Origin of the sequence: Legionella sp. MW5194, assembly GCF_016864235.1 — a bacterium.
Lineage (GTDB): Bacteria > Pseudomonadota > Gammaproteobacteria > Legionellales > Legionellaceae > Legionella_C.
This window is the reverse complement of the sequence record NZ_CP045732.1, coordinates 1,550,932-1,563,050: the sequence shown is the minus strand read 5'-3', so window position 1 is coordinate 1,563,050 and position 12,119 is coordinate 1,550,932. Positions and strand designations below refer to the sequence as shown.

The following is a 12,119-nucleotide window of genomic DNA, read 5'->3' as shown; positions in this document are numbered from 1 at the left end:
GTGTATTCCAAATGGCATTCATTCATAGTATAATAGGTTAGATTTTCAAATGGTTTATTAAAGCATGCCCAGAGGAAAACCATCTCCCGATACTCCCATCAGCAGCGACACGCTGCATAATGAGAATTGCTTTGCCTATTTGCAAATTATTTACAACAAAATTCCCGCATTCCTGATTAAGAAGATCGACCCCCTTTTGGCTGCGCGACTGCATCTGCTCGCCGGCCCATACAATAAAAGCACGGCCTACGGTATCCTCTATAAGGATTTTCTGGGCTACATTGAAAACCATTTAAACGAGTTAATAGTCAAACCCCTGAATGCCCTTTATGAAGAAACAAATGCCCAGGAAAAACAGGGGAAAAGCAATCCTTCATCCCAGTCCAGCCATGGCATGATGCTTGAAGCTTTTGAAAAAAGCCCTGAGGCGCTAAAGAAGCAAATCGATGACATGGAAGAATTTATTCTTTGCATTTACTCGAATGACAGCCGCCTTCTGCCGAAAACCTACCAACACATTGAACATACCATTTCGACGCACCGCCCCTCTGACTCTAAAAAACTTGAGAAAAAGATTTCCTCTCACTTAAAGGACAGAGGTCCAATCATCAACCCGGGCCTTACGCCCGCCACGATGGGCTCACTGATGGGTCGTTTTGCTGCCACCTACGGCAGTAATTTTAAGCCACAACACACGACCAGCTTAGCCACCATTCGCCATTTTGATTACAAGGGGCCTGACGATCCCATTGAATACCGCTTTGGTACCCAGGGGCAACGGCATAACGAAATCGCCCGGGTGAGTCCTTTATTTAAAGCTTGGCTGGATGTTCAACGCGTTCGACGCCTGCGTGCAAAACAACCTGTCGTGGTGTCACACATTTACTTTAACCTGTTAGGCCTGCACCGGGATGACATCGAAGGCATTAAAGAAGTGGATTTAACCTGCGTCCTGCACGACCTCGAATTAAAACATCCCAATATTGCGGTCATTACGCTTCCGGCCGACAAGGGGATCATGGCTGAGGACCGATATCGCTACACTGACCCTGAATACGCTATCAAGGGTGTGTTTGAGGAGTTTGTTAATATTGCCTGTGAGAACAATAAGGCCTACTCAACCATTCAGGATTTCCATATCAGTGACAAAATAAGGCAATTGGTTTTTACAAAAGACGGCGTTTACAGCAAGAAGATTGAGGAGGCCATCATTAGAACCCTTCTCAAAGAAAGTTTCAAGCAACTTAACATTAAGTCATTAGACATTTCCCCGGCTGAATGCCAGGCCGTCTGGTTTCACTTTAATAAATCAGTCTTACCTGAGTATCTCATTACCCGGCTGAAGCCTCAGGGGATTAACTTTACCTGCAAAGACGCCATTGACAGAGGCGGCGTCGCTTCCGCTTACTATAACCTCATCAAATCATTTAAAACGGACACACCGATGTCCCGTGAAAAATTCGAAGAAAATCTGCATGCCGCGGCAGCCATGGTGAAAGGACGGGGACTGAATCATCAATTAAATCTCATCTGGAACGCCATTGATGCTTATGTTAATGCCAACTATCAGGATATCGTTTCAAACCCACTCAAATACTGGCTCATTCAATGGCGCGATCTGAATTGTCCGCATGAGCGTGTCAGCGGCCTGCTGGCCAGACGCATTGATGAAAGCATTGAGGAATTAAATGCGCTTAAACGAGAGCCTGAACGCCTGCCGACTGGCTTCAGCAAACCGGATGAGATTCTCAACAAAGGCATTGCCATCCTTGACCAGATTAAAATTCAGGCGGACATTGGGTTCAGCGGCCAGCGCCTGCTGCTGGAAACAACCAGTGACACGCTGAGCCTCATCAAGTCGCCTTCACACGACAGGATACACCGTTATGAAACACTGGCGAACGACTTAACCGTGAACTATCCCAGACTGTTTATTCTGGGGGGACTGCTGAAATCATTCCTCGGCAGTCTCTTATTTGCCCTCACCTTAGGGTATGCGGAGCGTCCCATGGCATCCGGCTGGGCAACCTTTCGCACCGGACTTAATGCCTTAAACCGGGACTCTCAAACGCAGGTCATGAAAACTCTGGCGAGCGACATGTCACAAACTGTTTCATTAAAAGAAGAGCTTCAAAAGCTGGAAGAGAATTCCAAAGCTCACGCCGAAATTGGGCATTTCAGCAGCAGCACCCTCATCATTGAATCCTGATTCGCCTTCCTGAAACGCGCGCCCTATGCCGCCTGGTTGCTAAGCCCCTTAATTTAAGCTAATGTCATATCTTTGTAGCGGGACTTACATTATGAACAAAGCACTCGAGGACTTGGTTTACTCATTACAAGGCAGTAATTTAACCATGCTTGAGCAGCTGCACCAATTTTGCGCAATTAATTCTGGAACCAGTAATCTGGATGGCCTGCAACGGATGCATGACATTTTAAATCAGGCGTTTACACCCGTGGCTGATCAGATTGATTCGCTGACCTTGCCGACGATTACCAGCATCACGATGAATGCTGATACGGTGACGGAGCTCTGTGGAAAGGCCCTGTTTATCCGCAAACGACCGTCCATGAAGCGGCGTATTCTTTTGACAGGTCACATGGATACTGTTTATGGCGCCCATCACCCATTTCAGACATTAAATCACATCGACTCCAATCACATCCGCGGTCCGGGCGTTGCAGACATGAAAGGCGGCTTGATTGTCATGCTCCATGCTTTGGCTGCTTTTGAACAAAGCAACGTCGCTGAAACCCTGGGCTGGGATGTGTTCATCAACAGCGACGAAGAAATCGGTTCCCCCGCATCAAGCGCTGTTTTTGAGCGCATTGCCGGTAATTACCAGGCGGGTTTAATTTATGAACCGGCGATGACGCCCCAGGGCACACTGGCAAAAAATCGCCGCGGCAGCGGTAAATTGACTTTGGTTGCTACAGGACGGGAAGCGCATGTCGGTCGTGCCTTTAACGAGGGGCGCAATGCCATTGCCTACCTTGCCGAAGCGGTCCTTGCCATCCATCGACTTAATGGCCAACGCGACGGTGTAACCATCAACGTCGGTAAAATTGCCGGTGGCGAAGCCTTGAATGTCGTGCCTGCCAAGGCAGTGGCAAAGCTCGATGTCCGCATTGCACGCCCTGAAGACGAATTTTGGGTAAAAGAACAACTGGATCAGATTGTTAAGCAGCAGCAACAAGCGGATTACACGCTGAGCATCCAGGGGCATTTCGGCCGTCCAGTGAAACGCGTCTGCAGAGCCACCGAACGTCTGTTTCAGCGAATTCAACAGGCGGGTTCGCACCTCGGTCTCACCATTGACTGGCAGGACAGTGGTGGTTGTTGCGATGGCAATAATCTTGCAGCACATGGCTTACCCGTCATTGATACCCTGGGTGTAAGAGGCGGCCACATCCACAGTCCGGAAGAATACATCATTCTGGATAGCTTGCCGGAGCGAGCCGCGTTAAGTGCCCTTTTACTGCATGATCTGGCCTCAGGGGGGCTTGAGGAGTTGACCTCATGATGTTGTTTCGCAGTGCAAATTCAGGCGATCTTGACGCCATCTACTCGCTCGCCAAATTGAGCGGCATCGGCATGACCACCCTGCCGAAAGACAAGGAGTTGTTGCAGAAACGCCTGCAATGGTCCTGTGATTCCTTTAAACGAACCATTCAGCATCCTCACGATGAATATTACTTTTTTGTTCTCGAACACCCAGCCACGGGCGACGTCGTCGGCACATCCGCGATTGAGGCTTCTACAGGACATGAATTACCCTTTTATTCATACAAAGTCTCAAAACGGACACGGATTTGCCATTCACTCAATATCCGCAGTGATTACGAAGTATTAAGTCTTGTCAATGACAACCAGGGAAAAAGTGAAATATGCACGCTGTTTTTGCAGCCGGAGCATCGCAAAAACCACAATGGCCTTCTGCTTTCCCGGGCGCGGTTTTTATTTATTGCAGAGCATCCGGAGCGCTTCGCGCCGACCATTATCGCCGAAATGCGGGGCATTTCAGATGACCTTGGGCATTCTCCCTTCTGGGACAATGTCGGAAGGCATTTTTTTCACATGCCTTTTCCTGATGCCGATCGCCTGACCATTTCAACCAATAAGCAATTCATTGCTGATTTGATGCCGCGAAACCCCATCTACATCAAGCTGTTGTCGCCTGCCGCGCAGGCGGTCATTGGCCAACCGCACCAATCGACTGTACCCGCCATGAATATCCTTCTGCGTGAAGGATTCCGCTATAATTCCTATGTCGATATTTTTGATGCCGGCCCCACCATTGAGGCTCCGATCAATCAGATTCGTACAGTTGCCGTTAGCCGTGTCATGACCGTTAAGAATTTAAGCGATGAGGTCAGTGGCAGTCATTATCTGCTTGCCAATACAAGACTTGATTTCCGTGCGACGATCAGTCAGATGATTTTTAACCAAGCACAAAACACCTGCATCCTAAGCAAGCCCACGGCAGAATTATTAAAAATCCGTCAGGGCGACAGGATTCGCGCAGCCCCGCTGATTGAAGCTGTACCCTTTTAAAAGGAAAACGATGAACAGACAACAACACTCAGGCAAACACTACATTGCCGGCCACTGGCATGAAGGTTCAGGAACAGCCTTTGTTTCTAAAAACCCCGCCACCAATGACATCCTGTGGGAAGGCAGAACAGCCTCCTCCGAGGAGGTCAATCAGGCCGCTGAGGCGGCTCATGCGGCATTAGCCTCGTGGAGCGCATGTTCCGTTGAAGAACGTATCATTTACCTCAAGGCGTTTGCCAATGAAGTAGGAAAACGGCGTGATGAACTGGCAACAGTCATCGCCATGGACAATGGTAAACCATTGTGGGAGGCATTGACCGAAGTCACAGCAGTGATTGGTAAAATCAATCTGTCCATTCAGGCGCATCAGGAGCGAAACGCAGAAAAAATAACCTCTGCCGGCGACAGCCAATCCTGCCTGCGATATAAACCGCATGGTGTCGTGGCCGTGCTTGGACCCTTTAATTTCCCGGCGCATCTTAGCAATGGCCATGTTGTTCCTGCCCTGCTGGCCGGCAATACTGTCATTTTAAAACCCAGCGAATTGACCCCTTACGTTGCTGAAATTATCATGGAATGCTGGCATGCCACAGGCATTCCTGCCGGGGTCATTAACTGCGTCCAGGGTGATGCGGCAACGGGAAAAGCGTTGCTTGACGCTGATGTCCAGGGGGTTTATTTCACGGGCAGTTATTCAACAGGCAAACGAATCAATCAGCATTTTGCCGAACGCCCTGAGGTGATCATAGCCCTTGAGATGGGGGGTAATAATCCGTTAATCATTGATGAGGTAGAAGATGTGGATGCCGCGGTTTATCAGACGCTGCTTTCATCATTTATAACGTCCGGCCAACGTTGCACCTGTGCACGGAGGCTAATCATTGCTCAAAATGCAGTGGGTGATCGCTTTCTTGCCAAGCTTTTAGCCGCCACTCAACGTCTCCGTGTGGGAGCATGGACAGAGCAGCCTGAGCCTTTTATGGGACCGGTAATCAGTTATGATCATGCCTTGGACCATTTGCAGGCCCAGAAAAAACTGCTTCAGTCAGGAGGCAATGCCTTATTACCCATGACGCTCCTGAAAGAGAGAAGTGGATTATTATCGCCAGGGCTTATTGAGATGACCCACGTAAGCCATCCCAACGACATTGAAATCTTTGCGCCCCTGGCACAGGTTTATCGCTATCATGATTTTGATGAGGCACTGTATCTCGCCAATCAAACCCGCTATGGGCTGGCCGCGGGGTTGCTAAGTGATAACGCGGCGCATTACCAGCAGTTTTATCACCACGTTCGCGCCGGTTTAATTAACTGGAATAAGCCCACCACCGGGGCAGCCAGCAATCTGCCTTTCGGCGGCATTGGTTTAAGCGGCAATCATCGCCCCAGCGCCTATTTTGCTGCCGATTATTGCAGTTACCCCATTGCCAGCCAGGAGCAGGAGAAACTGGAGCCGCCAGCGCAATTATTGCCCGGCATTGATTTGTCATTGGGTTATTAAGGAAATTAAAGTGGATGTCTATGAATTAAATCTTGATGGCTTGGTCGGCCCAACTCATCATTACGCAGGGCTTGCTGAGGGCAATATCGCCTCCATGGCTAATGCTCAAACAATGGCCAATCCGCAGGCCGCTGCGCTGCAGGGATTGGAGAAAATGCGGTTTCTTCATCAGCTAGGGCTCAAGCAGGCCCTGTTGCCCCCGCATCAGCGGCCCAATCTGCATTTATTGCATCAATTGGGTTTTCGGGGTAACCCCAGTCAACAAATCAGCAAAGCCTATCAAGAAGCGCCGCAACTGCTAAGCGCCGCCTTCTCCGCGTCAAGCATGTGGGCGGCTAATGCCGCGACGGTATCCTCAAGCCTGGACACGCAAGACAATAAAGTTCATTTTACTGCAGCCAATTTAATCAGCAATTTACATCGTCATCAGGAGGCGCCCTTTTCAAGCCTGTTGCTTAAGCGGCTTTTTCATCAGGAGGCGTATTTTACCCATCATCCGCCCTTGCCGCCAAGCCTGATTACCGGCGATGAGGGAGCGGCCAACCATAACCGGCTGTGTAAGCGGCATAATACCCCAGCCATTCACTTGTTTGTCTATGGCAAACAGGCCATGGGAAAACCGTTGAGTGCGCCCACCCATTATCCCGCGCGTCAGACACTTGAAGCCTCGCATGCGATTGCCCGCTCTCATCAACTGGATCCCGCCAGAGTCGTGTACGCTCGTCAAAATCCTGAGGCCATTGATCAGGGGGTTTTTCACAATGATGTCATCAGTGTCGCCAATGAATCGGTCTTTCTTGTGCATGAAGGCGCGTTCGCCGAACAGGCGCAGGTGTATGACGAGCTCAGGCGCAAGGCGGATTTTGAGATTCAAATTGTCGAACTCAAACACGATGAGGTAACCATTGAAGAAGCGGTGAGTTCCTACCTGTTCAATTCGCAACTGCTTACTCTACCCGATCATTCCATGGCCATCCTGGCGCCCAGGGAATGTGAAAGCAATGAACGGGTCAGAAAAGCGCTCGAACGATGGGTTAACGATCCCTTAAACCCCATCCATCATCTTCATTTTCTGGATGTCAAGCAAAGCATGCGCAATGGCGGCGGACCCGCTTGCCTGCGCTTGCGCGTACCCTTGACAGACAAGGAATTTACGGCCATGCATCAAGGGGTTGTTATCACGGAACCGCTTTTAGCGGCCCTGCAAAAATGGGTGATTAAGCATTACCGTACTCACCTTCAAACAAGCGATTTGGTGGATCCGCAATTCCTCAATGAATGCTTCACTGCGCTGGATGAATTAACTCAAATCTTGCAACTAGGAAGCCTTTACCCCTTTCAATGCGAGTCTTTCCCATCATGATTTGGAAAACGTTTGCCGGCCGTTGCATTTATCAAAGCCAGACCGGCACCCGCGTTTATGAGAACATGATTTTTAGATGGCTGAAATTTGAAAGCAACGCCATCCAAACCCTGATTAACAAATTTTACCCGGAAAGCCCTGCCCTGCATTACATCAAGCCCTTACTGTTCATGGCCAAGCAATTTCCTGATCATTGCTGCTTAATGGGACTTGGCGGCGCCGGAGCGGCTCATGCCCTGTCTCCCTTTTTAAATTCATTTAAAATCACTGCAGTGGAAATCAGTCAGGAAATTGTGGATATTGCCTCACGATTTTTTATGCTTTCAACGATCCCCAATCTCGAAGTCATTCACCAGGATGCCTTTCACTTTATTGAGAACACGCAAAAAACATTTCGCCATATTATTGTTGATTTATTTGATGCCAGTCATTTTCCACCGCATTGCAACAATGACATTTTTTTTGCCCTATGCAAAAGCCGCTTAAGTCAGAATGGCATACTGGCAGTTAATTTGGCCAACCGTCAGGAACAACGGCCCATTTTTGAAATGATGCAGCGGCAATTCGGGTACAATATGATTTCCATACCGGTTGAGGGATGCGCCAATCTGGTTATTTTAGCCAGCAATTCAGAGAACAATCAGTTCCTTAAGAATTATTTCACCACCCATAAACAGGTTAAACGAATGGCCTGGGATGCCACATGGGGCCATTTGGCCGCCATTAAGCAGAGGTGGTGATTTCCACAAGTAAAGCTCATCCGGTATCTCCCTCCATGGCGGTAAGGACAGATGGTGGTTTGTTTGACTGTGAAGGCAGGTAGCCATTGAGGGTGTTAATGTTCAATCAAGCATGACCGACTCAATCGTCGAAGGATGTTTCTGGCGATGGTTTTTAAGAGTTCGAAACACTGCCCGCTCGCGCGGGCATAAAGACGGGGGTTAAGAAGACAGATCGCAAACAATCTCGGTTAAATTGCCATCAGATCTTTTTCTTTTTCTTCCAAAACGGCATCAATATCCGCAATGTGTTTGTCAGTTAATTTTTGAATAATTTCATTGGCTCGACGCTCATCGTCCTCGGAAATGGCTTTTTCTTTAACTAACTCTTTAAGTTGGTTATTGGCATCGCGACGAATATTACGAATCGCTACCCGTCCCTGCTCGCCTTCAGCACGCACCACTTTAATTAACTCTTTGCGGCGCTCTTCGGTGAGGGGCGGCATGGGTACTCGAATTGCGCTTCCGGCTGTTGACGGGTTTAATCCCAAGTCAGAGGTTAGAATGGCTTTTTCGATAACCGCCACCATGGCTTTTTCCCAGGGAGTGACTAACAGTGTACGTGAATCACTGCTGGTTACGTTAGCAACCTGACTTAATGGAGTTAAATTGCCATAATAATCAACTTGAACGTGATCAAGCAGACTGGCATTGGCACGACCTGTTCTAATCTTGGTTAAATCCACTTTTAAGGTTTCAACCGTTTTCTTCATGCGTTTTTCAGCGTCTTGCTTAATGTCATTGATCATGATTTGCTCCTACAATAGTTCCAACCCGCTCACCCAGGACAATTTTTTTCAGGGCATTCGGTGATTCCATGTCAAAAACCTGTAATGGCATGCCCTGATCCTGACATAAACAAATGGCTGTTGAATCCATGACCTGCAACCCATCACTGAGGATTTGTTTGTATGTCAGGTAATCATACCGTGTCGCATTTGGATTTTTAACCGGATCGTCAGAATAAATACCATCCACCTTGGTGGCCTTCAACACCACATCCGCACCCACCTCAATGGCACGAAGGCAGGCGGCTGTATCGGTCGTAAAGAAAGGATTACCGGTGCCCGCCGCAAAAATAACCACGTGGCCATTGCGTAAATGCGTGATGGCTTTGCGGCGATGATAGGGATCAACCATACCCATCATGGGTATGGCTGACATGATACGGGCAGGTAAATCAATTCGTTCAAGGGCGTCACGCAGAGCCAGCGCGTTCATCACGGTGGCCAGCATACCCATGTGGTCGCCGGTGACACGTCCCAAACCCGCCTCGGACAAGGCTTTGCCGCGGAACAGGTTTCCGCCGCCAATAACAAGACCGACCTCAACGCCCATACTGACTAATTCAGCCACGTCGTTGGCAATGCGATCAAGCACTGCCGGGTCGATGCCAAATTGCGCCTTGCCCATCAGCGCTTCGCCGCTGCACTTTAATAAGATGCGCTTGTATTTGAGTTTTGGATGTGAGTCAGTCATTATGAACCACGAACCTGTGCCATCACTTCCTCGACAAAATTGTCTTCTTTTTTCTCGATCCCTTCACCCACTTCAAAGCGAATGAATGATTGAACTTCTGCATTCTTTTCTTTGAGTAACTGTCCAACCTTGACATTGGGATCTTTAACAAAGGGTTGTCCAAGCAGACTGACTTCATCAATGAACTTGTTAATACGGCCTTCAATCATTTTATCAATGATTTCCTGTGGCTTACCGCTTTCGCGTGCCTGAGCCGTGAAAATGTCACGCTCATTGTCAATGGCCTCAGCGGAAACCTGTTCACGGCTCACAACCATAGGACGGCTGGCAGCCACATGCATGGCGATGTCTTTGGCCAGATTTTCATCTCCGCCCTTTAAAGCAACCATAACGCCGATGCGGGTACCGTGCAGATAATAACCAATAACGCCCTGAGTGTGTAAACGAACCAGGCGGCGAACCTTGATGTTTTCACCAATTTTGGCAAACAATTGTTGTCTGGCCTGTTCTACTGTATCGCTGGTACCAGGGACGGTTTGAGTGGATAAAGCGTCGACATCATTGGCATCAGACTGTAAAGCGGTTTGAGCGACTTTATCGGCAAATTCAATAAAATTACTGTCTTTTGAGGCAAAATCAGTTTCGCAGTTGACTTCGACCATGACTGCGGAATGCTGATCGGCGGATCGGGCAATAACAACGACCCCCTCTGCAGCGACTCTATCGGCTTTCTTGTCGGCCTTGGCTTGGCCAGCCTTACGCATTTGTATAATTGCTTCTTCAAGATCCCCATTGGTTTGCAGCAGGAATTTTTTACACTCCATCATTCCGGCACCGGTACGTTCACGCAATTCCATTACCAATTTAGCGCTAACTGACATCGTTTAATCCTCCACATAGCGAAAAGGGGTACGCCAACTGATGCAGCGTGCCCCTTTATCATCACAAAAATATTAGTCTGCTTTATCTGCTTCTTTTTCAGCCACAGAAATTTCAACAAACTCGGCATCAGATGAAACACCACCCACCGTGTTACCTTGTTTAGCATCAAGGATTGCATCAGCTATGCAACGGACATAAATATCAACCGCACGCATAGAGTCGTCGTTTCCAGGGATAACGTAATCGATGTTATCCGGGCTATTATTGGTGTCGACTACGCCAATGACTGGAATCTTCAGACGACGAGCTTCTTCAACAGCGATGTGCTCAAAACCAACGTCAACCACAAACAGGGCATCGGGCAAACCGCCCATGTCTTCAATACCGCCCAGACTGCGCTCCAGTTTTTCCAGCTCACGGGTCAGCATTAACGCTTCTTTTTTAATCATAGAAGCAAAAAGGCCCTTGTCACGCATTTCCTTGAGTTCTTTCAAACGGAAGATGGATTGACGGACTGTTTTCCAGTTTGTCAGCATGCCGCCTAACCAACGGTGATCCACATAAGGCATGCCGCAACGCTTGGCATGTTCGCGGATGCTTTCCTGAGCGGCTCTTTTAGTACCAACAAACAAAATTTTTGCCTTGTTTGCAGCCAGACGACCGACATAATTTGTCGCGTCATTTAAGCGGGGCATTGTCTTTTCAAGGTTGATAATATGGATTTTATTTCTTGAGCCAAAAATGTATTCAACCATTTTTGGATTCCAGAAACGGGTTCTATGGCCAAAATGGGCCCCCGCTTCCAATAGTTCGCGCATACTGATATTCATTTAAAATCTCCGGGTTATGCCTCCACGCTTCCCATGCAGTACCCAGAAGGGACCCAACTGCATGTGACGAAACGTGTGTGTCGTTAAAAAGCGGGGTATTTATAACACACTTACTCGAATTCAGCAATGAATAACACTGGAATTTGATTGAAAATAAAAGCAGAAATAGTGATTAACACCGGCTATAATGCAAAACGATACAATAACAAACTGGAGGGCTTTATCATGTTTAAAAAACTTCTTATTGCTGTCATCGCCTGTGTTTCTTTCCTCTCCCTGCAAGCCGTCTCTGCAAATCAACCGGGCAATTGCCCCTGCAAGGGCCGCTTAAGTGACATGTTTAAAGAACTGCAACTTGATGCCAATCAACAGGCTCAAATCAAAGCCATTAAAGAGAAAAACAGGGATGCCATGAAAGCCAGCTGGCAACAAATGAAAGAATTGCGCAGCCAGTTAAAAGCCTTGGTAACCAGCGACAAACTCGATGAAGCCACGTTAAACAAACTGACCAATCAAAAAGCTGCGCTGGTGAGTTCCATTACCAAAGCGAAAATTTCAACCAAAAATCAAATTTACAACCTGCTCAACGACAAGCAAAAGCAACAATTCCAGTCCATGATGAAAGAATGGGAAGCCAAGAAAATGATGCACAAACAACAATGCAAAGGGGCATAACCCCTCTTCATTAAGTCTGGGTGCGGCCTTAGGCTTTTACCCAGACTTTTTCTGC

At 48.2% G+C, this 12,119-nt stretch carries 11 protein-coding genes; 7 read left to right on the top strand and 4 right to left on the bottom strand.

Going from position 1 to position 12,119, the window contains the following annotated elements; genetic code table 11:
* The first annotated feature begins 64 nt into the window (after nucleotides 1–64).
* The 6 genes from GH742_RS07325 (at nucleotide 65) to GH742_RS07300 (ending at nucleotide 8,159) form a co-directional block, all read left to right on the top strand.
* Entirely contained in the window at nucleotides 65–2,209 is a 2,145-nt protein-coding gene (locus GH742_RS07325) for a hypothetical protein (RefSeq protein ID WP_203456764.1), read from the top strand.
* A 91-nt stretch (nucleotides 2,210–2,300) separates the two neighbouring features.
* Entirely contained in the window at nucleotides 2,301–3,524 is a 1,224-nt protein-coding gene (locus tag GH742_RS07320) for a hydrolase (protein ID WP_203456763.1), read from the top strand.
* Nucleotides 3,521–4,555 carry an arginine N-succinyltransferase gene (astA, locus tag GH742_RS07315; RefSeq protein WP_203456762.1) on the top strand — a complete coding sequence of 345 codons (1,035 nt, stop codon included), beginning with the start codon at nucleotides 3,521–3,523 and terminating at the stop codon, nucleotides 4,553–4,555. The genes GH742_RS07320 and astA overlap by 4 nt, the downstream gene beginning before the upstream one ends.
* Before the next feature lie 10 nt (nucleotides 4,556–4,565).
* Entirely contained in the window at nucleotides 4,566–6,056 is a 1,491-nt protein-coding gene (astD, locus tag GH742_RS07310; protein WP_203456761.1) for a succinylglutamate-semialdehyde dehydrogenase, read from the top strand.
* Nucleotides 6,057–6,066: 10 nt separating this feature from the next.
* Nucleotides 6,067–7,419, top strand: coding sequence for an N-succinylarginine dihydrolase (astB, locus tag GH742_RS07305; RefSeq protein WP_203456760.1), 1,353 nt, complete (start codon nucleotides 6,067–6,069; stop codon nucleotides 7,417–7,419).
* Nucleotides 7,416–8,159, top strand: a complete 744-nt coding sequence (locus GH742_RS07300) for a spermidine synthase (protein WP_203456759.1) — start codon at nucleotides 7,416–7,418, stop codon at nucleotides 8,157–8,159. Before astB ends, GH742_RS07300 begins: the two co-directional genes overlap by 4 nt.
* 230 nt (nucleotides 8,160–8,389) lie before the next feature.
* On the opposite strand, the gene frr is transcribed toward GH742_RS07300, so the two are convergent.
* From frr to rpsB, 4 genes are all read right to left on the bottom strand, one after another.
* Entirely contained in the window at nucleotides 8,390–8,947 is a 558-nt protein-coding gene (gene frr, locus GH742_RS07295) for a ribosome recycling factor (RefSeq protein WP_203456758.1), read from the bottom strand.
* A complete protein-coding gene (pyrH, locus tag GH742_RS07290) occupies nucleotides 8,937–9,680 on the bottom strand; it encodes a UMP kinase (RefSeq protein ID WP_239005323.1) in 744 nt (247 codons plus the stop codon). Before pyrH ends, frr begins: the two co-directional genes overlap by 11 nt.
* The gene (gene tsf, locus GH742_RS07285) at nucleotides 9,677–10,558 is read right to left on the bottom strand and encodes a translation elongation factor Ts (protein WP_203456756.1); all 882 of its coding nucleotides are present in this window, start codon (nucleotides 10,556–10,558) and stop codon (nucleotides 9,677–9,679) included. Before tsf ends, pyrH begins: the two co-directional genes overlap by 4 nt.
* A gap of 72 nt (nucleotides 10,559–10,630) precedes the next feature.
* Nucleotides 10,631–11,389, bottom strand: coding sequence for a 30S ribosomal protein S2 (rpsB, locus tag GH742_RS07280; protein ID WP_108291749.1), 759 nt, complete (start codon nucleotides 11,387–11,389; stop codon nucleotides 10,631–10,633).
* 225 nt (nucleotides 11,390–11,614) lie between these two features.
* Between rpsB and GH742_RS07275 the strand changes: the two genes are divergently transcribed.
* Nucleotides 11,615–12,064: a Spy/CpxP family protein refolding chaperone gene (locus GH742_RS07275; RefSeq protein ID WP_203456755.1), complete on the top strand. Its 450-nt coding sequence runs from the start codon at nucleotides 11,615–11,617 to the stop codon at nucleotides 12,062–12,064.
* Nucleotides 12,065–12,119 lie beyond the last annotated feature (55 nt).